This window comes from Streptomyces sp. NPDC021562, assembly GCF_040640875.1.
GTDB lineage: Bacteria > Actinomycetota > Actinomycetes > Streptomycetales > Streptomycetaceae > Streptomyces.
The window spans coordinates 87,903-109,213 of the sequence record NZ_JBFACN010000028.1 but is presented as its reverse complement, the minus strand read 5'-3'; the positions used below and the strand labels follow the sequence as shown (position 1 = coordinate 109,213).

At 68.2% G+C, this 21,311-nt stretch carries 16 protein-coding genes; 6 read left to right on the top strand and 10 right to left on the bottom strand.

Annotated features, from left to right (window positions below):
* Nucleotides 1-304: 304 nt before the first annotated feature.
* Both AB0G52_RS33450 and AB0G52_RS33445 read right to left on the bottom strand, forming a co-directional pair.
* The gene (locus AB0G52_RS33450; RefSeq protein WP_361341706.1) at nt 305-451 is read right to left on the bottom strand and encodes a hypothetical protein; all 147 of its coding nucleotides are present in this window, start codon (nt 449-451) and stop codon (nt 305-307) included.
* Nucleotides 452-583: 132 nt separating this feature from the next.
* Nucleotides 584-877, bottom strand: coding sequence for a hypothetical protein (locus AB0G52_RS33445; RefSeq protein WP_352367418.1), 294 nt, complete (start codon nt 875-877; stop codon nt 584-586).
* A gap of 150 nt (nt 878-1,027) precedes the next feature.
* On the opposite strand from AB0G52_RS33445, the gene AB0G52_RS33440 reads away from it, so the two are divergent.
* The 5 genes from AB0G52_RS33440 to AB0G52_RS33420 all read left to right on the top strand — a co-directional run bounded on the left by AB0G52_RS33440 (nt 1,028) and on the right by AB0G52_RS33420 (nt 8,252).
* Complete coding sequence (locus tag AB0G52_RS33440; RefSeq protein ID WP_361341686.1) at nt 1,028-1,594, top strand: hypothetical protein; 567 nt, start codon at nt 1,028-1,030, stop codon at nt 1,592-1,594.
* Entirely contained in the window at nt 1,591-4,236 is a 2,646-nt protein-coding gene (locus tag AB0G52_RS33435) for a Helicase associated domain protein (protein WP_361341684.1), read from the top strand. The genes AB0G52_RS33440 and AB0G52_RS33435 overlap by 4 nt, the downstream gene beginning before the upstream one ends.
* A 157-nt stretch (nt 4,237-4,393) precedes the next feature.
* Entirely contained in the window at nt 4,394-5,743 is a 1,350-nt protein-coding gene (locus AB0G52_RS33430) for a dsDNA nuclease domain-containing protein (protein ID WP_361341682.1), read from the top strand.
* A complete protein-coding gene (locus AB0G52_RS33425; RefSeq protein ID WP_361341680.1) occupies nt 5,740-6,312 on the top strand; it encodes a hypothetical protein in 573 nt (190 codons plus the stop codon). The genes AB0G52_RS33430 and AB0G52_RS33425 overlap by 4 nt, the downstream gene beginning before the upstream one ends.
* Complete coding sequence (locus AB0G52_RS33420; protein WP_361341677.1) at nt 6,312-8,252, top strand: hypothetical protein; 1,941 nt, start codon at nt 6,312-6,314, stop codon at nt 8,250-8,252. Before AB0G52_RS33425 ends, AB0G52_RS33420 begins: the two co-directional genes overlap by 1 nt.
* 7 nt (nt 8,253-8,259) lie before the next feature.
* On the opposite strand, the gene AB0G52_RS33415 is transcribed toward AB0G52_RS33420, so the two are convergent.
* Genes AB0G52_RS33415 through AB0G52_RS33395 form a run of 5 tightly spaced genes read right to left on the bottom strand, consistent with a single transcriptional unit; the run spans nt 8,260 to nt 14,179 of the window.
* Nucleotides 8,260-11,100 carry a dsDNA nuclease domain-containing protein gene (locus AB0G52_RS33415; RefSeq protein WP_361341674.1) on the bottom strand — a complete coding sequence of 947 codons (2,841 nt, stop codon included), beginning with the start codon at nt 11,098-11,100 and terminating at the stop codon, nt 8,260-8,262.
* Between the two features lie 9 nt (nt 11,101-11,109).
* Complete coding sequence (locus AB0G52_RS33410; RefSeq protein WP_361341672.1) at nt 11,110-11,952, bottom strand: hypothetical protein; 843 nt, start codon at nt 11,950-11,952, stop codon at nt 11,110-11,112.
* Nucleotides 11,933-12,847, bottom strand: coding sequence for an aldo/keto reductase (locus tag AB0G52_RS33405; RefSeq protein WP_361341669.1), 915 nt, complete (start codon nt 12,845-12,847; stop codon nt 11,933-11,935). Before AB0G52_RS33405 ends, AB0G52_RS33410 begins: the two co-directional genes overlap by 20 nt.
* Entirely contained in the window at nt 12,844-14,016 is a 1,173-nt protein-coding gene (locus tag AB0G52_RS33400; protein ID WP_361341666.1) for a cupin domain-containing protein, read from the bottom strand. The genes AB0G52_RS33405 and AB0G52_RS33400 overlap by 4 nt, the downstream gene beginning before the upstream one ends.
* Nucleotides 14,017-14,035: 19 nt before the next feature.
* The gene (locus AB0G52_RS33395) at nt 14,036-14,179 is read right to left on the bottom strand and encodes a hypothetical protein (protein WP_194280365.1); all 144 of its coding nucleotides are present in this window, start codon (nt 14,177-14,179) and stop codon (nt 14,036-14,038) included.
* 167 nt (nt 14,180-14,346) lie between these two features.
* On the opposite strand from AB0G52_RS33395, the gene AB0G52_RS33390 reads away from it, so the two are divergent.
* The gene (locus AB0G52_RS33390; protein WP_361341662.1) at nt 14,347-15,675 is read left to right on the top strand and encodes a hypothetical protein; all 1,329 of its coding nucleotides are present in this window, start codon (nt 14,347-14,349) and stop codon (nt 15,673-15,675) included.
* Nucleotides 15,676-15,689: 14 nt separating this feature from the next.
* Here AB0G52_RS33390 and AB0G52_RS33385 read toward each other — a convergent pair whose 3' ends face one another.
* The 3 genes from AB0G52_RS33385 to AB0G52_RS33375 all read right to left on the bottom strand — a co-directional run bounded on the left by AB0G52_RS33385 (nt 15,690) and on the right by AB0G52_RS33375 (nt 21,159).
* Entirely contained in the window at nt 15,690-16,652 is a 963-nt protein-coding gene (locus tag AB0G52_RS33385; RefSeq protein ID WP_361341659.1) for a hypothetical protein, read from the bottom strand.
* A 317-nt stretch (nt 16,653-16,969) separates the two neighbouring features.
* Nucleotides 16,970-19,984 carry an SMC family ATPase gene (locus AB0G52_RS33380; RefSeq protein WP_361341656.1) on the bottom strand — a complete coding sequence of 1,005 codons (3,015 nt, stop codon included), beginning with the start codon at nt 19,982-19,984 and terminating at the stop codon, nt 16,970-16,972.
* 2 nt (nt 19,985-19,986) lie between these two features.
* Complete coding sequence (locus AB0G52_RS33375) at nt 19,987-21,159, bottom strand: exonuclease SbcCD subunit D (RefSeq protein ID WP_361341653.1); 1,173 nt, start codon at nt 21,157-21,159, stop codon at nt 19,987-19,989.
* Between the last annotated feature and the right edge of the window lie 152 nt (nt 21,160-21,311).

The following is a 21,311-nucleotide window of genomic DNA, read 5'->3' as shown; positions in this document are numbered from 1 at the left end:
AGCGAACACCCGCGCGCGCTGCGCGCGGGTGTTGCGCTCCCGCTCCGCGGGAGCGCTGGCTGACCGCTGCGCGGTCAGCTCACCCGCCCTGCTGCGCAGGGCGGGTGACGCTCCGTCCGCTGCGCTCCCGGAGCGATGGGGGCTACGCCCCCACGCGGTGCCTTCGCTGCGCTCCGGTCACCGTGTGGCGCTTCGCGCCACAAAGGCCGACCCCGCTGCGCGGGGCCGACCCAACGGGCCTACGGCCCGAGCAGCAGCACGGGGTGCGGCTGTCCTCTGCAGGTTCTGGGGGCTTGGCGCCGGGTCAGCGTCTACGGGACCAAGTACTACCGATTCCCGCAACGTGCAGGGCCGGCGCGGTCAGCCCCAGGAGCATCACGTTGACTGACGAGAACGTGTGATTGGTGCTGATCTCAGCCGCGTTGATGAGGAACGCGATGAAGAACAGCACTGCCGCGACTATGCCGAGCATTACAAACCCCTCTCATAGGAAGTGAAGCCCGTATGCCCGGCCCCCGCCCCCACAGACGTGGGCGGCACCTCCGAAAGTGGTCAGCCCGTGCGGGCATGGGCTGACGGCTTCTCAGGCATGGGCGCGGCGGGGGCTTGCTGCCTTGTGCGAGGCGGCGTGATGCGCGGGCCGGCCTGTCGGGGGGACGGCGAGACGCCGCACGGACAGGCCCGCGGTGGCAAGGAGACCGGTGAAGACGGCCAGGAGGAGGACGGATACCCACATCTGCCGGCTGCCGGGCGCCTGCCAGCCGGTCCAGGCAGAGGATGCCGCCCACAGCAGGACGCCTGCTGCGTAGAAGGAGCGGACGCGGTGCAGCTGTCGCACGGCCCGCAGGAACTGGATGCGTTCGGTCTTCGGTGCCATGCGGGGCCGTGTACCCCGATGCGCCACGATCATCAGGGCCGACGGAATCTCGTGCAGGAGGCTTTCGGGGAGTCTTGCACGTCTGCACCTCGATTGATGCAGCATGTAGCATTGGCGTAATTCAGGGACACCCGGTAGGAAGCTGGGCGTGTGTTGATCTACGAGTACCTTCCGCATGAGCTTGCCCGACTCGGTGTTGTTTCGAGAGCAACTGGACTCGATGACCGTCGGGTGGCGACGCAGGTACGCCTTGCGCAGGAGCGTGCCGGGCGGGCGCGGATGCTCCCGGTGGAAGTGCATCACTTGAGTGAGCTGTTCATCGCGGAGCTGCGGCAGCTGCAGTGGGAACGGATCGCCCAGCTCATGGAGAAGGAGCGGATGGCCTCGTATGTGCCGTCCCGTGACTCGCGTGCCATCCGCTACGAAGAGCAGCGTCTGCAGCGGTTGATGACAGACGTGGACGAGGCCGAGCGGTCAGGTGGCGCGGCTGTGGAAATCCGGCGGCACCGCGTCTACCGGATCGATGCCCGGCCCACCGTCGGCAGCTCCGGCCCGGACATGCCTGCCCTCGTCGTCCATCTGATGGCGGCATCACCGGGTGAAGCGGCCGCGAGAGCCTGGGCCATCCACGGAAGAGACGGTGGCCTCGACCAACGCGGCGGATACCGCATCGCTTCCGTCACACAAATCCTTCCCGAGCCGGGAGAACTCTTTTGATCCAGCTCCGAGAACACCAGGTGGAACAGAAATCACGGTTCCGAAAATGGGTCGGATTCCCTGCAAGATCATCTGTGCCGCCGGAGGGGGCGCGTGGCACGATCGTGTCCGCGACCGGATCGGGCAAGACCATCACCGCCGCCGCGTGCGCGCTGGAGTGCTTCCCCAGCGGCCGGATCCTCGTCACCGTGCCGACCCTGGACCTGCTCGTGCAAACCGCCCAGGCGTGGCGGGCTGTGGGGCACCGCTCCCCCATGGTGGCGGTGTGCTCGCTCGAGAACGACGCGGTACTGAATGAGCTGGGGGTGCGCACCACCACCAACCCGATCCAGCTGGCCCTGTGGGCCGGGAAGGGGCCGGTGGTCGTGTTCGCCACGTACGCCTCCCTCGTGGACCGCGAGGACCCGGAAGACCCTTCGGGCCAGCGAACGGTGCGCGGGCCGCTGGAGGCCGCTCTGGCGGGCGGGGAGCGGCTCTACGGTCAGCAGATGGCCCCGTTCGACCTGGCGATTGTGGATGAGGCGCACATGACGGCCGGGGACATGGGCCGGCCATGGGCGGCGATCCACGACAACGTCCGCATTCCCATCGACTTCCGGCTCTACTTGACCGCCACCCCGCGCATCCTCGCCGCGCCCAGCCCGCAGCGCGGCCGGGACGGCCGGGAGCTGGTGATCGCATCGATGCAGGACGACAGCGCCACCTACGGCACCAGGATCTTCGACCTCGGGCTGGCGGAAGCTGTGGAACGCTCGATCCTCGCCGGGTTCGAGATCGATGTACTGGAGATCCGGGACCCCGACCCGGTCCTGGGGCTGTCGGAGGATGAGCTGCGCGGCCGGCGCCTCGCGCTGCTCCAGGCCGCGCTGCTGGAGCACGCGGCGCAGATGAACCTGCACACCGTCATGACCTTCCACCAGCGGGTCGAGGAAGCCCGCGCGTTCGCCGAGCAGATGCCGGCAACCGCTGTGGAGCTGTACGCCACCGAAGCCTCAGACGCCGCCCTGGCCGACGCTGAGGAACTACCCGCCTCCTCCATCGAGGCCGAGCTGTACGAGCTCGAGGACGGCCGCCACGTACCCCCGGACCGGGTCTGGGCCGGCTGGCTGTGCGGCGACCACCCCATCGCCCACCGGCGCGAGGTGATCCACCGGTTCGCCAACGGCATCAACGCCGAGAACCGGCGCGTACACCGGGCGTTCCTCGCCTCGGTACGAGCCCTCGGGGTCGGCGTCGACATCACCGGACTGCGCGGTGTGGAAGCGGTGTGCATCGTCGGCTCACGCAGTTCCCAGGTCGACATCGTCCAGAACATCGGGCGGGCACTGCGCCCGAATCCGGACGGCACGGTGAAGACGGCGCGGATCATCATCCCGATCTTCCTGCAGCCCGGGGAGGACCCCAAGGACATGGTCGCCTCCGCCAGCTACCAGCCCTTGGTCGACATCCTCCAGGCGCTGCGCAGTCACTCGGAGCGCATGGTCGACCAGCTCGCTTCCCGAGCCCTGACCCGCGGCACCGAGCACCGACGCCTCCACGTCCGCCCCGCCCCCGCAGCGGGAACCGACGGCGGTGACGGTGAGGAGACGAGCGAGGCGCAGCAGGAGGCCGACCGGGTCACCTCGATCGTGGTCAACTTCGCCCAGCCCCGCGACGCCGCCGACATCGCCGCCCTGACCCGCTGCCGCGTCATCCGCCCTCAGTCCCTGGTCTGGCTGGAGGGCTACCAGGCCCTCATCCGGTGGCGGAAGGAGAACGAGATCACCGGCCTGCACGCCATCCCCTACGACACCGAGACCGAGGTCGGGACGACGAAGGACTTTCCCCTGGGGAGGTGGGTGCACCAACAGCGCAAGGCGCTGCGCGCCGGAGAACTCGACCCCCACCGCAAGGAACTCCTCGACGAGGCCGGGATGGTCTGGGAGCCCGGCGAGGAAGCCTGGGAGAACAAGCTCGCCGCGCTGCGGTCCTTCCGGCGGGCCACCGGGCACCTCGCGCCTCGCCAGGACGCCGTCTGGGACGACCCCGCTGGCGGCGGAACCGTGGCCGTCGGCCAGCTGGTCGCGAACCTGCGCCGCAAGGGCGGCCTGGGCAAGGACCCGGAACGGGCCGCCGCGCGCGCAGGACAGCTGGCCGCGATCGACCCGGACTGGAACTGCCCATGGCCACTGGACTGGCAACGCCACTACCGCGTCCTCGCCGACCTCGCCGCCGATGAACCCGATGGCGTCCTGCCCGACATCGCACCCGGCGTACTCATGGACGGCGATGACATCGGACGATGGCTCCAACAACAGCGCAAGCCAGGCATCTGGAAGCTGCTGTCAACCGAGCAGCAGGAACGGCTGACCACGCTGGGCATCAAGCCGCTCGAGGCGCCGCCCGCGGCTCCGGTGACTAGGCATGCGACGAAAGGCCCGAACAAGGCTCAGCAGGCGTTCCAGCGGGGCCTCACGGCCCTCGCACAGTGGGCCGAACGGGAAGGCGCCCACCGGCCTGTACCGCGGAAGGCGGTGGAGAACTTGCCCGACGGGACCGAAACCAAGCTTGGCATCTGGTACAGCAACACCAAGGCCAGGCGGGACAAGCTCACCGAAGAACAGCTCGTCGCGCTCCGGAAGTTGGGCGTCGAATGGGCGTAACAGATCCCAAGCCACGGCCAGGCCCTCCCTCGGATTGGGCCCACCAATCCTTTGTGATTGTTCGGTTACGCACAGCATAAAGCTGTGGTAGATCTGTGGATCTTCGGATCGTCCGGTCGGAGCATGACTGACTCAGAGGTCGGTAGTGGGGGTGGGCGTGGTCGATGTGTTGGCGGACTCGGTGGGTGATCCCGAGCCCTTCGTTCACCCGATTTTTCAGCTTCGCCCTGGCGAGGACAGTGGATCCGAGACCCTCGGCTTGTATCGGTATCAGGCCGAGGTGGCAGCTCAGGCTTGTCTGGCCATGCTCACCCAGGATGTCATCGACTACGTCGTATGCGAGTGGCATGAGGACTTCGTCATCGCGTTCACGAACGGCGAGGTGGAGCTGGTGTCGGTCAAGCACAGCAGCCGCACGCAGTGGACACTCGCGGATCTCTGCAAGGACGGCGGGATAGCCCATCTGTTTGACCGGTGGTCTGCCTGCGGGCGCGCGAGCAACGTGCGGCTTCGCCTGACTACGAATGCGCCCCTCAGTCCCGCGAAAGACAACGCTTCCGCGCTTGCCCGTATGTGCGGTCCAGACCCGGAGCTCGCGGTCGGTAGGGGCACCATGGCCAAGAGCCTGTCGCAGCACCTGCTGAAGGTTCGCTGGAAGCAGCCCTACGACAGCATCCCTGAAGTGCTGCCGGAACTGCGCAAGGTCGGTGACATCGCTGCCCCGCAGGAGTTCATCGAGCAGGTGGCCGCCTTCATGGCAGTGCTGGAGATCGACTACAAAGACGTGCCGTCCCATCGGCACATCACAGACATCAACATTCGGCGACTGCTTGAGCCAGCCATCGAAAGCCTGCAGCTCGATCACGTCGACGTGAACGCCAGCTACAGACGGATCGTCGAACGGGTCGAGCAGGCCAACCGAAGCGAGGGCGAGCAGGGGCAGCTGGCCGCCTACGTCGCCGACTCAAGTCGAGTGCGTTACGACACCCAGATTCTGCGACGTGTCGCGAGCCGTACGCTCTACCGCCAAACGATTTTGGACGAGTTCGTCTATCGCCAAGCGACTGTGCCGACGTACACCCGCGGCCAGGCACCCACAATCGCCCCTGGAGGGGCAGCACTGCGTAAGAAGCTGGCGCAGGGCCAGGTGCCTTCTGACGAGGCCACCTACGCCGAGGAGCTCCGCTCGGCCTGGTACGTGACTTGGTCACAGCGCCGTTCCGGGCTGGCAGGGGACGCCATGGACCTGGAGAACCTGCGCTTGGAGGTCGTGGACACCGTCTTCGACTGCCGGGCGCACGCGCAGAGCGAGGTCATTGACGGGGCTGCCTACGGGCAGCGGATGAATCAGCTCATCAGGCAGCGCCTCACCCCTGAGGTCATCGACACGACCTTGCCTTTTAAGATCAACAAGCTTCACCTTCGGGGTCTGGCGTATCAGCTCTGCGACGAGTGCCACTTCTACTTCTCCGCTCCCTTCGACGTCTCAACTGGGGAAGCATCGTGACGAACGGTGCCGAGCGCCTGGCCGCGGCTGCAGAGATCCGGCGTCAGGCCCGGGGTGATGAGCGGAGGGAAGCGCGCTACCACGAGGCCCGAGTTCTTCTGCTGATCGAGCGGTTCACCACGGCGAAGAGGTCTCTGGACGGCCTGACGAAGCTGGCCAAGCTGGACTTCCTCCTGCGCTACCCGACGATGCTGGAGCGTCTGCTCATCGAGCAGGGAGGAAGCTGGCCGGCGGGGGCGGAGCCCACGCCCTCAGAGCGTCTGGCGGTGGAAAGCCGGATGACGCGGTACAAGTACGGGCCCTGGGACCAGAGGTACTACAGCGTCCTCGGCTCCCTGGCCGGCCGCGGGCTCATCACCTACAGCGGGTCAGCACGCGCGGAATTCCGTGTCACCGCGGACGGAGCGATGGCCGCGTCGATGCTGGCGCAGACCGACGAGTGGGCGGTAGTGGCTCAGCGCATCGCCCTGCTGAAGAAGCACTTCGACAAGTCGGGATCGGCTTTGAAGACCCTCATCTATGATCGCCTGCCCGACGCGGTGGACAGGCCCTTGCGAACGGAAATCTGATGGCCACCCACCTCCGATTTCTCGCTCTGACCGTCACCACCGCCACCGCGGAGACGACGTACCGCTTCGATCAGCCGGCCACCGTCATCAGCGGCCCCAGCGGTGCGGGCAAGTCCAGCCTTCTCATGCTGCTCAAACACGCGGTCGGGGGCACCGCCGTCCTGACGCCCGCAGTACGCGATCACGTCCATTCGGTACTGGCCTCCGTCGTGGTCGGCGAGCAGCACATGATCCTCAAGCGGACGATCAGCGGCGATCGCTCCGACCGTGTCGACGTCCTCGATCCCGAGACGATGGCGCTCCAGCACACTCTCGGCACCCGGGCCGAGGAGGGGCAGGTGAGCCTCTCGGACGTTCTCCTGAACGCTCTGGGCTTTCCGCGCGAGAAGATCCCCACCACTCGCAACGGCAAGGCCACGACCCTCAACCTCACCTTCACCAACCTCTTCCGCTACGTCTACCTGGAAGCCAGCGAACTGGATTTCCAGGTAGTCGGACACCGCGACAACAACTTCAAGAAGCAGCGCAAGACGCTCTTCGAGCTCATGCTCGGTCTCACAACCTCGGCCGTCATGGAACTGGAGAGGCAGGTGAACCAGCTCACCACGGACCTGCGGAAGAAGGAAGCCGAGGAGGAGAACGTCGGCGCCTTCCTGCGGGCCACGGATCCCCGGACCGATGACGAATTGCGCACCGAGCTGGCCGGGCTGCGCGACATGCTGCACAACGCCGAGACCACCCTGCGCACACTGCGGACCGAGGTCTCCGAGACCAGTGCCGCGGACGCCGTCCTACGCGGAGACCTGCGAGCGGCCGTCCAGGCGGCGACGGCTGCCACACAGGAGATGCTCGCCGCCCGGGAACTGGTCGAGGCTCGTGAGTCCGTCGTCGCCCAGGTCGAACTCGACCTGCGGCGCCTAGAACGCTCCGCAACCGCGATCGACCAGCTCTCCCCCTTCAGCTTCGTGGTCTGCCCGCGCTGCGCGCAACGTCTCGAAGCCCGGACTGTCCCGGAAGATCACTGCGTCGTCTGCCTCCAAACCGATCCCGTCGATGACGACGCGGACCCGGCAGCCGTCCGGGAGGCGCGCAGCGCGCTGGAGCAGCAACTGCAGGACGCGCGCGAGCTGATGCAAGCAGACAGCGAGGTCCTGCGCAGGGCCCGTGACCGATCCTCTGAGGCCGAGTTCCTCGCCACCAACCTACGCCGACAGCTCGATGCACAGACACGCGACGTCGTCGCCCCGCGGTTCGACGCCATCGCGGACTCCAGCGCTCGCGTAGCCGCCCTCAACGCGGCGATCGACGCCGTCCTTCACCTGCGCGAGTCGTGGGCGCGCGTACGGTCCATCGCTCAAGCCGCCAAGGACATCACCGCGCGGCGCAAAGCCGCCAACGCCGAGCTCAAAACACGCAAGGCAGAAAGCGATGCCAGACGAACCCTCGTCAGTGACCTGAGCCGTCTTTTCACCACGACCCTCGTAGAGCTGAACGTGCCCTGGGAGCAGTCGGCCGTCATCGACCCGGCAACCTACCTGCCGGTGGTCGACAACACACCCTTCGAAAAACTCCAGGCTTCAGGCGGCAGTATCCAGGCCGGCGTCAACATCGCTTACCACCTCGCGCTCCTGGAATGCGGTCTGACCCACCCCGATGTCCTCGTGCCGTCGATCCTCATCATCGACACCCCCCGCAAAGCGCTCGGCAGCAACCCCGACGACCAGGAACGAGGCCGGCGCATCTACCGCCGTTTCAAAGCCCTGACCGACGCATACGGCTCACGCCTCCAGCTCATCATCGCCGACAACGACACCGCTCCCTTGCCGGACGACGCCTTCAGCACCATCAAACTCGACTACTACACCCGCCCCATGGTCCCCGGCGTCGCCCACCCCGGCCCCAGCCACACCGCACGCACCGAAGACGAATACCAGGCGTAGCCGCCTTTTACGTTGAGCCGGCGGTTCCGGTCGAACCTGGCGAAGGTGGTGAGACAGCCGAGCGGATCCGGTGATCGACTCGGAGTTCGTTCGCCAGGGAGGAGAAGTGGCGTGCGCAGTCGGGATGATCGCGCAGAGCTCCGGCGACCGATCCGGCGGCATCTCCTGTCAGGGTGCGCAGCCAGGGCCTGATCTTGTCCTGCGGCGTCCACTGGTCCCACAACGCGTCCCAGGCGAACGCGCCGTTGCAGCTTTCCTCCAGCAGGTCCAGCTGGGCTGCATCGGCGGCGTGGTGTGCGACGGTGAACAGCCACAGGATGACGGCGTCGACTTCGCCGCGCTCCGTTGACCGGTGCGTGCCCAGGAGCTCGGGCATTGCCCGGACGACCTCGAGTGCTCGAGGAGGGTCCGCCATCAACGCCGGTATGAGCGCCTCGGGGTCGATGTTCAGGAGTACGTCGCAGTACAGGGCAGCGTCGTCGGGATGAGCAGCGGCCAGGGCCACCAATTCCTCTGCCGCATTCGCTGCTCCAGCCTTCAGAGAATCACGGAGTGTTTCGGCCTGTACTACGGGCGGCACAGGAGGTGTGTCGATCTCCTGGGCGATGAGGTCGAGGAACGCTTGCACCGTTGCCGGCCGTCTCCTGGGGTCCGTGCGCGTCGCCTCCCGGACGACCGCGCGCCACGGCCCGGAGTCTGGTATGAGAGGAATATTCTGCTGCGGGTTCCTGCCGGTAACCGCCCAGCCGATCAGTTGCCCCAGGCTGTAGACGTCAGCCGGCGGACCGGCGCTGTGGGCGTCGATGCTCAGCTCGGGGGCGGCGAAGCCCTCCGAGCCCATGCTCACTCCGACCCTGGTGCGCTGCGGGTGAGTGGTCTGGCCAGGAGGACGGCGCGCAATGCCCCAGTCGGCCAGAACCCATCGACCGTCAAGCCGAAGCACGTTGGACGGCTTGATATCTCTGTGCACCCACCCGTGAGGGGAGCCTGGAGCCTGGATGCCATGTGCAGCGGCCAATACCGAGCACAGGCTCTCCACCAGACCCCGCAGTACGGCCGGGTCTCTGAGGTCATCAAGGCATTCCGTTGCGACAGCCTGCGCCTTGGGCATGACGAACCACTTGCCGTCGGCACCGGCGTCCCAGACCGGCATTGCGTTCCGGTGCTCGCTCAGGATGCGGCCAACCTCAATCTCACGAGCCATCCGGGCTCGCTTGGGAAGGGGCGGGTACTTGCCACGCAACTGCTTCAAGACGACGGGTATATCGGTCGGCTTGTGGATCGCATCGAAGACGTCAGCCATGCCGTCTTCCTGGCGATGGAAGGGGAACTTCTCACAGGCGTAGTCCCCGCGCACACCACGCGCCTCGTACGGCGCCGCGCCACAGAGGGCTCTGCTCTCCGCTGTCCCAACTCCGCTGAGACGCTGCGAGACATCGGTCAGCAACACGTGGTCAGGGCCCAGCAAGCGCTGTTGAAGGTCAGCAACAGTGCTGGGCCCGATGTACTTCCCCTGCATGCTGGTGGGCAGGCCCAGCACCGCTACCTGCTCAGCCCGCCCAGGACCCAGACCCTGCATTGCCTCCCGGGTACGGCGCATGAGTTCGGTGTACAGACCGGTAATCTCCGCCCCAGTCAAAGACGGACCCAGCTCGTGGAGAAATGCGATGTTACGCAACTCGATGTCGTCGTGCCTGGGCAGTTCCCGGATACTGATCAGGCCAAGGAAGGCAGAGACCTCGTCTACCTCAGCCTTCAGGCGGTCTGCCACTCGCTGCAAGCACCGCGCGTCATCGGCCCCTTCCCCGTGTGCGAGAGCAATAAGGGAAGCGTCGGCGGGATCGAGGTAGCCTTCCAAACCAGCTGTGAGCCCGTAGGAGAGCCCCTGCTCCTTCACCGCTCCATACGTACGCCATAGGCCCTTCAACGGGCCCCTGGCGAGAACGTCTGTGAGCGCCCAGGGCGTGGTAGCGGCCCGCGTCTTAATCTGCTGAAAATCCCAGAAGGGACGGCCATCAGCCTGTCCCTCGTCACTGCGGACAACGATGATGTCCGCATCGTGCTCGCAGATCACGTGCACCGGCTCGCCAGCGACTATCTCCAGGATGGCCTGCGCAGCCACATGAACCTGGTACTCGTATCCCCGAAGCACGACCGAACCCGAATCGTCCGGCGCAACGGTCCAAATCGGATCAGCCATGCGCGCCCACCCATTCTCCCAAGCACGCAGCGTAAGCGGCGCAGCAGCGGCCCGTGCGGCGGAGTAGAAGTCGGCCAGCCCCAAGGTGCGCACTGTCAGCGGGGCGCGGTCCTTGAAGCCGAACGCTCCCTTGGCCTGGACAACTCGCTCTTCCGCCTGCTGAGTCAGTCGCCCGTCACCTGTCGCCAGCGCCAGCGCCAGGTTCACCCGGCACTGCGGCGAACTGAGGGCACTGTCGATGCGTGAACTCAGGGCTCGTATGCGGGAGTTGAAACCGTCGTATTGGCGGTCGGCAAGCTGTCTCAGGCCATACAGCATCTTGAGTGCATCGCTCTCGCGGATCTGGGCCCGGGCCGTATCGCTCCATTTGGCTTGAACGAACCAGATATCGCTGCCGCTCGGCGAGATGATCACTGCGTCGATGCCCTGGTCGCCTGCGCCGTCCACGACGGCTGCAGCCGCCTCCTCGGCATCACAGCCGGAGAGGATGCGAGCCGTCTCAGCAGCCAGGGCACGGTGGTAGAAGATGATCTCCCGTTGCGCCTCATGCCGAGTCGCGACGTCACTCGTATCGAGGATCGAGCGGTACCTGTTCCGCAGATACTCTCGAACCTGCCGCATATGGAGCGGTCGTGCGGTGTCGGCCATATTGGCAGCTTAGGGCTGTCGGCGGCGAAGGTCCTCGGACCAGTCCCGGAGCCGGTCCTCGAGGACGAGATTGTCGCCGCGGCTAACGGTCTGGAGCAGTTGGGCGCACACGGTCGCTTCGGCGGCGAGACCGGCCGGGCTGCCCAGAACGGGGAAGGCGGCGCGGACGCGGGCGGCGACGTTCGGCTGGAGCAGTGTGTAGGCGTAGAGAGTGGCGCAGTCGAAGCCCTGGGGGGCTTGGCCCCATCCTTCCCAGTCGAGCAGCCGCAGGGGTGATGCAGTGAGGTTCGCCCAGTGCAGGTCGGCGTGGGCTGTGGTCCAGCAGGTCCCGGCCGGGGCCGGGATGCCCACGAACTCGGGGATGGCGCGGTTCATGTACTGCTCGCGCACGGCGACGCGGTCGGTGCCGGTAGCCGAGAGCTTCTCCAGCGTCCCGGCGAGCATTTCCCACCAGGAGTCGGGCAGGTCCAGGTCCTGGCGCAGGATCGGGTCGTCGGACAGGACCGGCTCATCGACGCGGGCCGACAGCTCCGCCCGGTAGGCAGTGCCGTCGTCGAAAGCATCGTGTACCCCCAGGAGTGCAGGCCGGTGCCCGTCAAGGTCGCCGAAGGCGTGCTGCGCGTCCAAGGCGCCGTCCCACAGCTTCCCCGACGCCTTGTCTTCCGGAGCCGACACCAGCCGCAGCCACACTGATTGCCCGGAGGCGGTGCGGGCCGGGGCACCCAGGGTGCGCCCGGCCCAACCCCAGAACTCCCCGCCCGGCTCGACTCGTACGTCCAGGGCCTGCGCGGCTCGGACGTGGTGGGCGCGCATACGGCGCTCGGTGTCCGGGTCAGGAGGAGGCGAGTACACCAGTGATCTCCCGCAACTGGGCGGCGGTCAGGGAGGGTTGAGCGACGGCGTCGGCCGCCTCCCTCCAGTGTGGCGCACCGGCGGCGGCCAAAAGGACGTCCGTCACTCCTGGGCATGACGCGGCCGCGAGGACGCACGCCTGTGCGGGGGTCAGGCCCGGCCGGATGAGGTCGGCCAGCTCTTGGTCGACCATGCCGGGAAGCTCCCCACCGTGCAGCGGAGCCGACGCCATCACCCGCAGGCCCGCGCCGGCGGCGGCCGGGAGCGGGCCCCGGCCGTCCAGGGCCTGCACGATCGGCGTCATCATCACCAGGCTGACCGGCATCTGCAGCGCGACCAGGTGGTGGCTCTGCTGTCCCCCGGCGACTTCACCGGCCAGGGCGAGCAGTTCCTCCACCGTGAACGCCTCCTCTTCTAGGCCCGCCCACGTGGCGATGCCGTACCCGGTCACGTGCCCGGCCGCCACGGCTTCCTCCAGGACGGCGAAGGCCTCGCGGATCGCGCGGTGCAGGGCGGGGCGGTCGCCGGGGTGAGCGCGCTCGGGGTTGTGCAGCAGGACCAGGTCCAGCCGCTCGCGCCCGAGCTGGGCGCGGTTGCGGCGGATCTGCCAGCGCACGTAGTTGGGGGCGAGGCTGTGCCCGGCGGCGGCATGGTCCTGGTTGAGGACACCGTCGTTCACGGCGTCAGCGCCGGTAGTCGCTGTGAAGAACCCGGTCTTCGTGGCGATGCGCACGTGCGGGTGGGCAGCCAGGACCGGGGCCAGGAGAGTTTGTGCCTGACCGGTGGCGTAGTTGGGGGCGGTGTCGATCCACTGCACGCCGGAGGCGGCCGCACCGACGGCCGCCTCCGGGATCGCCCGGCACCGGTAGGTGCCCAGAGCGAGCTCCGCTGTCACAGCAGGCTCCCCACCGTCGCGACCTGCCCGGCAACGAGCTCCTGGACCAGCCCGACGACGTCCTCCAGCGCAAGGCCGGCCGTGTCGGCGAGCGAGGCCAGGTCCACGGTCCGCCCGTCGACCAGCGGGCGCAGCACCGCCTCCGCTTCGGGCGCGAACTCGAACGTGCTCCCGGCGGCGGACAGCGTCACCGTGTCCTCGCCGACCTCCAGCACCGCGCGGGCGGTTGTCAGCCGGACCCGCAGACCGCCGTCGACGGGGACGGTGTCGATGTACGGCAGGCTCGGCACCATCCGGCCCACGGCCTGTCCGTCCATCGCGGCCCGGTAGCGGGCGATCAGCGTGGGGTCGTCCAGCAGTTCGGCGAGCCGCTTGCGCATCCCGTCCACGGCGTCGGCCTGGACGTCCGGCGCGGCGAGCAGCGGCAGGTCGCGCCTCCAGTCCTCGTGCGTGAGCAGCTGCTCGGACACCCACGTCATCAGGTCGGTCGCGGTGTGGGTCTGCAGGCCGCAGGTGACGTGCAGGGAGCGGGTGCCCTGGTCGGCGGAGACCGCGTGCCAAACGCCGCGCGGCACGTACAGAACGTCGCCCGGCCACAGGACCAGGTCGGCGACCGGCTCGGTGGGCGCCTCGCCCGGGTCCTCGATGTCGCGGTAGAGCGGGTACGGGCGGGTGGTGCCGTAGATCCGCCACCGCTTCGCGCCGTCCAACTGCACGATGACCGTGTCGTGGTCGTCCCAGTGCACGCCGAAGCCCTCGGTGGCGCTCCAGGAGGCGTAGAGGTTCGCTTGAACGCGGGTGTGCAGCTCGCGCTCGATCGCTTCGCAGAGCCGGGCGATCGGCGGGTGGAGTTCATCGACGCTGTCCAGGGCGAGCGAGGCGCCCTCCTTCAGGCGGGCGTGCAGTTCGGCCGGGTGCAGGCGGTGCCACACCGTGTGGCGGCGGGTGGCGACCGGTGTGGTGTAGCCGCCGACCAGCAGCGTCTCGCCGTCGCGGGACAGCCGCATGCGCGGCGGCTCCAGGCGGTGGGCGGCGAGGATGTGGTTGAGGTCGTCCCAGGTCATCAGTCCGGCGACATCGAGGGCGCCGGGTACGTGGCGGTGTTCGCGGTGCAGTGCCTGGGCAAGGAAGTCCTCGCCCAGGCACTCCGCGATGGACAGGTGCGTCATCGCGTAGGGCTCCCGATCGTCAGTCGTTGCCGTCGCTCTTGCCGGTGCCGCCGCCGTCGGAGGGGATGGCGTTGCGGCCCCGGGCGGCGACGATCAGCCGACGGGAGCGGACCAGGCCGCCCGTCGACGGTGCGGCGGGCGGGGGCGTGGCGGGACTCTGCATGAGGACCCTCCTCCTGATCGAGCGGCCGGGCCCTGGATAGCCGCGGCCGCGAACACCGTCAGTACAGCCGCGAACCACGGGGGCGATAACCCAGTGATGGGGCCCCCACGGTGGGTATGGTCGTTGGGCTGACGCCCTGTCATTCCACGAGATTTCTTGGGGGACTTGTGGACGACTTACCGCCGTCACCCGCCCAAGTGCCGCGCCATCTGCTGGCCGACCCGGTGTTCGTCCGGGCCCTGCGTGAGCGGGACTTCACCACGGTGTTCGCCATGGCTCACGACGTGGGGATCTCCTTCAACCGGATCGCCGAAGCGTGCGCGCTGAAAGCCGAGCGGGTCAGCCAGATCGCCCGGGGCACCACATCCGTCACCGCCCTCGCGACCGTCGAGCGAATCGCCGGCGGACTGCGCATTCCCGGTGCCCTACTGGGGCTTGCTGCGCAACCCTGGGAGGACACCGCCGTTCTCAGCACGGAGTCCGACCATGGAGAAGATCCGATGAAGCGCCGCAACCTTCTACGCGGCGCCTTGGCCGCCGGCCTCACCGCTCCGGCCCTCGACGCGCTCACCGCCGCCCGGACCGACGTCGACCAGACCCTTTCCCCCAACGTCCCCCAGGACCTGGCCGACCTCGAGGCCGCAGCCGAGAGCTACGGGTACGGCTACCACGGACAGGCACCCACCCGTGTGCTGGCCGACCTGGCCACCGACTTCACGACCCTGCGTCCGCTCCTCACCGTCCCGCAGCCCGCGCCGGTCCGGGCACGGCTGTGCCGGACAGCCGGACAGATGGCCGGGATGACCGCGATCGTCTTACACGACCTGGGCAGCCGCCGGGAGTCCCGCGCCTGGTTCGCCACCGCCGCCCGGGCCGCCGCCGAATCCGGCGACCCCCAGCTGCACGCGTGGGTCCTCGCCCGCGAGGCCATGGTCCCGCTCAACTACGGCGCCCCGAAGGCGGCAGCAGACCTCGCCGACCAGGCCCGGCAGGCGGCCGGCACCCGGCCGACCGCCGCCGCGGTTCTGGCAGCCGCCGTCGCAGCCCGCGCCTACGCCCTCAACAACCAGAGTGAGCAGGCCCGCGCCGCGCTCACCGCAGCCGACGCCCTCATGAACCGGCTCCCCGAGTCCGAGCGGTCGGACACCTGGCTGACGTACGGCGAGCAGAAGCACCACGTTCACCTCAGCCACGCCTACACCACCCTCGGGGACACCGGCCGCGCCCAGGAGAGCCAGCAGCGCGCCCTGGAGCTGTCCGCGCCGACCAGCACCATGACGCGCACCCTGCTGACCATCGACGGCGCCGCCTGCACCCATCACGACGGCGACAGCGAAGAGGCGTGCCGTCGTACGGTCGCCGCCCTGACGGTGCTGCCCGCCGACTTCCGCACCGGCCTGGTCCGCCGCCGCGCCCTGGACCTGTACGAGGCAATCCCCGCCCAGCACTACCATGAGCGTGCCGTACGGGAGCTCCGAGACCTCCTCGCCGCTTGAGGCGGCAGAGGTCCTCAGTAGGCCGGGCTGTCCGGCCACACATGGCGCAGGATCACAGTCCGGCGCACTCCGGCATCCAGCATCGCCTGAACGCGGTGCTGGCCGTTGATGAAGCCATTGCTGATGTAGCCGTCGCCGGAAGGCTGGATGGCGTCGCCGAGGCAGTACAACGTCCGGAACACCTGCTGCTCCCACTCACTCGCGCCAGCCGCAGCGGCGTACTCAAGGGCGTAGTCGACCATGCATTCCGCCTTCACGCCCTCGTGCTGCGCGCGCGACAGGGCGGCGAGAGCCATGTGGTTGACCCGATGCCAGTCGCCAGAGTGGTACCAGCAGCAGGACCGCCCCCCATGCTGCGGGAAAACCAGGTTCGTCCAGCGTCGCCACCAGGGTGTGCCGCCGGACATACAGTCCTCGCGGAACGGGTGGGGCCTCGCCAGGCGCCACAGCGCCATCGCCTCGAACCGCAGGTCCGGCTCCGGTTCCGGCTCGGGCGGCACGTAACCTTTGCCGCGGTCTTCGGCGACCGGACCGCCGACCAGGTGCACGATCTGCTCCGCGCTGATCGTGCACCAGCTCGGATGGCGCACCTGGTACGGCTCGTTCTCACCGAAGGTGACCAACCGAAAGTCCGGCTCCCTACCGAACGCGCCCGGAAACTGCCGCTCGATCCACACCGGCGGCAGTCCCTGGTCGGGGCAGTGCTGCTGCCACACCGCTGCTGCACACGACTCGGCCACGTTGGTCAGGCTCGGGGTCTCTCCCTCGGCTTGAATAGCCACCGCCACTGCCCGCTGCCCCGGTGCCGTGAACAGCTGCAATCGAAACGACGTGCGCCCCGCACGGAACATGTGGTCGTCCACGGTGCGCCGACGCGGAGCAGCGAGGCTCAGCACTTCTGACGGCGTCTCGCCGGACGCGCCGAGAGCTGCAGTATCGGGTCGGGCAGGGGGCGTTTCCTGCGGTACGTCGTCCATGCCGACATCATGGCCGTCGATCGCCTTGAGTACTTCCCCCAAGCCACGGCGGGCACCAGACGAAATGGGATCGAGGCGGTGACGAAATACACGGGGTGGGCGACCTCGCTCACTGGCAGGAACGGGACGATGAAGCCCCGGGTACGCCGCTGGGACAACTCATACCGGGAAACCGCCCTTCCTGCTGGGAGCGGTTCTCAGGTCTTCTCGTGCCGAGTTGTAGGGGGCAGGCCAGGACGGGGCGGTGCGCTGTGGGCCGGTCGGTGCAGCCAGCTTGTTCGGGGCGCTGGCAGTGGTGTGCACAGGTGGGTTCGATGTCATTCGGCTGCCTCGGTGATGTGGACGAGGGTGGAGCCGACGGGGCTTTTACGGACGTGGAGGCGTTGGGTGATGCGGCGGCGCATCTCGGCGACGTGGCTGATGACGCCCACGGTGCGGTCGTGGTCACGCAGAGAGTCGAGGACGTCGAGGACCTGATGGAGGGTGTCGTCGTCGAGGGTGCCAAAGCCTTCGTCGATGAAGAGCGTATCGAGTGCTTGTCCGCCGGCTTCGGCGGTGACGACGTCCGCGAGGCCCAGGGCCAGGGACAGGGAGACGTAGAAGGATTCTCCGCCGGAGAGGGTGTCGGTGTGGCGCTGGTGTCCGTTCCAGGCATCCAGGACTTTCAGGCCCAGGCCGGATTTGGCGCCGCGGGCGGCCCGTTCGTCGGAGTGGACGAGGGTGAAGCGGTGGTGCGACATGCGGGTCAGGCGGGTGTTGGCTGCGTCGACGACCTCCTCGAGGCGGGCGGCCAGGACGTAGGACTCCAGTTGCATGCGGAGTTGGTTGCTGAGCGAGCCGCCGCTGATCAGGCCGTGGAGGTGGTCGACGGTGCGGTAGGCGGCCTCCAGCGGTTCGAGGCTCGCTGTGAAGGCGTCGAGTTGGGTGCCGAGTACGGCGAGGGCGTTGACGCGGTCGGTGGCTTTGGTTTCGGCAGCCGTGGCGCTGGAGTGGGCGGTGGTGGCCTTCTCCAGTTCCGTCACTGCGTGCTCCAGGCATGCGGGAGGCTGGGCGGCGGCGTTCTTGAGGTCGGGTTGGTCAAGGTGGGCGGCCAGGACGAGGCGCTGTTCGCGCCAGCGGGTGATCTCTTCGCTGATCCGGGCGAGGTCGTCGTCGGGCAGCAGGGCGTCCGTGGCCTCGGCTGGTGAAGCGAATCCGGCTGCCTGGGCTGCCTGCTCGGCGCGTTGTGTGGCGGTGCGCAGATCGTCGGTGGTGCGGACCAAGGCTGTGGTGCACTCGGCTGCGGTCTCGAGCTGCTCGGCGAGTTGGGTGAGGTGGCTGATGCGGTCGGCGAGCGTGGCGTGTTGGCCCAGGGCGACAGCCAGGCGCCGGTTGAGAGTCTCGCGCTGGGTATGCAGGCTGTCGTAGGTGGCGTCGATGGCGCCCAGGCGCTGCTGCGCGGTGTTGCGGGTGTTTTCGCGGTCGGTCTGCTGCTGTTGCAGACGGGTGAGTTCTTCTTCGGCTGCGCCTGCGTCCGCGGCTTCGGCCAGGGTCTGGCGGAGGCGGTCGGTCAGCTCAGTACGTCGGGCCGTGAGGTCGGCCAGAGGGGTGTCGCCGCCAGCCTGTCCACGTGCTTCAGCGGCCTCCTGCTCGAGGCCGCCCAGCCTCTGGCTGGCCTTCTTCTCCTCTTGCTGCGCGGCGGTGTGGGCGGCTTCGGCGGCCTGTTCGTCGGCGGCTGTGGGTTGGCCCGGCTGGGGAGTGGCGGGTGCCGGGTGGGTGGCGGAGCCGCAGACGGGGCAGCTTTCGCCGTCCTTGAGGCGGCCGGCGAGTTCGGCGACGATGCCGTCGGTGCGGCGCCGGCGGATGTCGATGTAGGCCGCGGCGGCCTGGTTGAGAATGCCGGTGGCTTTGGTGAGGGCTTCCTCGGCGACGGCGACCTGCGTGAGCAGGCTGTCTCGGCGGGCGGCGGCCTCGCACTGGGTGTTCACCGCGCTGAGGGTGACGGTGAGTTCTCGGCTGGCTTCCTGGGCGATGCGGGCTGCTTGAAGCCGTGCGGTCAGTGTCTCGCGCAGCTGAGGCAGGCCGTTGAGCCAGTCCTGAGCCTCGGTGACGGTGTCGGCCAGCTCGTTGCGTTCTTTTGAGAGCACGGCGAGTTCGTCGGTGAGCTGCTGCAGCGCGGCTTCGTCCGGGAGCAGGGCCTGTGCGGCGCCGATGCGGCCGCGTACCTGTTGCGCGGCCTGGGAGAGATCGTTGCCGTCCTGGGAGGCCTGTTCGGCCGAGAGGAGAGCGCGGGCGTTTGCGTCGGCGGTCAGGGCGAGGCTGTGTTCGCGGGCCGCGGTGTGGGCGTCGTCGAGGACGGTCTGCAGTTGCCTCGCCGTGCGGGCGCACTCGTGTCGGGCGGCGAGCTGTGTGTAGTGGTCGGTGCGTTCGTCAAGCTGGGTCAGTTCCTGCTGTGCGGTGTGGTGTGCCTGCTGAAGGCGGTGCAGGTCGCGGGTGTGCTGCTCGGTGGTGCGGCAGTCGGCCAGCAGCTGGCGGGCGTTTTCGGTGCCGGCGGTGGCATCCTGCTGGAGCGTGACGGCCTGCCGGTGCAGGGCGGCGGCCCACAGACGCGCTTGATCGGTGAGGGTGGCTGGGTCGTCGGGGCGTGGCGCGCCGGTGGAGGGGTCGAGTTCGTCGCCGGCGGCCTGCTGGATGCGTTCGGTCAGGCGCATGACGTCGGCGCGGGCCTCGTCGCGGCTTTTGGCGGTCGTGGTCTTGCGTTCGGCCAGGAACTGCTCGATGAGGCCGAAGCGGCGGGTTCCGAACAGGGTGCCCAGCAGGAGGCGGCGTTCGGAGGCGTCCGCTTGCAGGAACTTGGTGAAGTCGTTCTGCGGGAGCAGGACGACTTGGCAGAACTGCTGACGGTTGAGGCCCAGGAGGGATTCGATCTCTTTGCCCGCCTCTTTGTGGGAGCTGGTGATGCCCTCCCAGCGGCCCTGCCCGTGCTCGTCTTCAGTCCACTGCTTGAGGTCGGTTTCGGGTTTGTGGTTTACGAAGTCGCCCGGGCGGCGCGAGTGGGGCTTCCGCTGCGCGGGCACGCGGCGGATCTGCAGGCGTTTGCCGGCGATGGTTGTTTCCAGGGTCACTTCGGTGAGCAGGTCGGCGGGTGCGTGGTCGCTGCGCAGCCGTGCGTTGCGCTCGCGGGGCGGATAGCCGTAGAGGGCGAAGCAGATGGCGGCGAACAGAGTGCTTTTGCCTGCTCCGGTGTCGCCATGCAGGAGAAACAGGCCGTCGGTGGTCAGGGCGTCGAAGTCGATGCTGTGCCGGCTGGCGAAGGGGCCGAAGGCCTGCAGGTGCAGGGAGTGCAGGCGCATGTTCAGACGGTTTCCTTCTGCTGGGCGTGCACATGCATGTGGTCGACGGCTTCCCGCAGTAGGGCTTGCTCGTCGTCGGTGGGGGCGCTTCCGCGGACGGCGGTGATGAAGTCGTGGGTGATTTCGAGGTCGCCGCGGCCGCGGACCCGGTCTCGGTAGGTGGGGGTGTCGGTTGCCTGGGCGGGGATGGCGGCGGGTTCGTGCTTCATGTCGAGGGTGTGGGCGAAGCGCTGGCGCAGGCGGCTCATCGCCTCGTACGGCCGGGCGGGGTCGGTGAGGGTGGCGTGCAGCCACGCGTCGGTCAGCGGTGCGTGGGCGGGGTCGGACAGCAGGTCCTCTAGGCGCCCGGTGAGCCGGGCCAGCGGCAGGTGCAAGTTGGTGGGGATGTCCTCGTGCGTGACGGTGGGCGTGCCGTCGGCTGCCAGGTCGACCAGGGCCAGGGATTTGGTGTGGCCGGCTTCGGAGAAGGAGTAGGCCAGCGGGGATCCGCTGTAGTGGATGCGGTCGCTGACGGCCTGGGGGCGGTGGAGGTGGCCGAGCGCGGTGTAGTGGATGCCGTCGAACACGGCGGCGCCGGCGTGGGCGACGCCGCCGACGCTGATATCGCGTTCGCTGTCGCAGCTGTCCGCGCCGGTGATGAACGCGTGGGCCAGGACGACGGCCCTGGTGCCGTCTGGGCGGGTGGCGAGGTCGGCGCGGATGCTGTCCAGGGCCGCGGTGAGAACGGCCTGGTGGGAAGGCATCTCCACCTGCATCTGCTCGCTGACCAGGGTGGGATGCAGGTAGGGCACGCCGTAGACGGCGACCGGGCCGTGGGCATCGGCCATCAGGACAGGGCGGGATGCGTCGGCGAGATCAGTACGCAGATGCACGCCGGCTTTGGCGTACAGGCCGGAGCCGATGCCGAGGCGGTGGGCGGAGTCGTGGTTCCCACTGATCATGATCGTGGGGATGCCCAGGTCGGCGAGTTCATGCAGGGCCCAGTTGAACAGACGTGCCGCGTCCAGGCTCGGGATGGCGCGGTCGTAGATGTCGCCCGCGATCAGCAGAGCGTCGACCTGTTCGGTGCGGGCGGTTGCGCAGATATGGGCCAGAACCTTGCGCTGATGGTCGATCAGGTCTTCCCCGTGGAACCGACGGCCCAGATGCCAGTCCGAAGTGTGCAGGAACCTCATGACGCCAGAACGTAACGGGTGAGGCCACAGCAGCGGATGGCTTTTCAGATAAAAACCGTACTTCAGGCGCATGAAGCGGCATGGCAGGACTACTGCGTCGGCACAGCATGAAAGGGAGTGCTGCACTCCGGACGGCAGTTCGACCACAGCTA

Bases quoted from the DNA above. Each gene is read 5' to 3' on its own strand.
- AB0G52_RS33445 (WP_352367418.1), bottom strand. From the start codon at position 877: ATGGCACCGAAGACCGAACGCATCCAGTTCCTGCGGGCCGTGCGACAG.
- AB0G52_RS33420 (WP_361341677.1), top strand. From the start codon at position 6,312: ATGGCCACCCACCTCCGATTTCTCGCTCTGACCGTCACCACCGCCACC.
- AB0G52_RS33415 (WP_361341674.1), bottom strand. From the start codon at position 11,100: ATGGCCGACACCGCACGACCGCTCCATATGCGGCAGGTTCGAGAGTAT.
- AB0G52_RS33400 (WP_361341666.1), bottom strand. From the start codon at position 14,016: ATGACGCACCTGTCCATCGCGGAGTGCCTGGGCGAGGACTTCCTTGCC.
- AB0G52_RS33395 (WP_194280365.1), bottom strand. From the start codon at position 14,179: ATGCAGAGTCCCGCCACGCCCCCGCCCGCCGCACCGTCGACGGGCGGC.
- AB0G52_RS33385 (WP_361341659.1), bottom strand. From the start codon at position 16,652: ATGGACGACGTACCGCAGGAAACGCCCCCTGCCCGACCCGATACTGCA.
- AB0G52_RS33380 (WP_361341656.1), bottom strand. From the start codon at position 19,984: ATGCGCCTGCACTCCCTGCACCTGCAGGCCTTCGGCCCCTTCGCCAGC.
- AB0G52_RS33375 (WP_361341653.1), bottom strand. From the start codon at position 21,159: ATGAGGTTCCTGCACACTTCGGACTGGCATCTGGGCCGTCGGTTCCAC.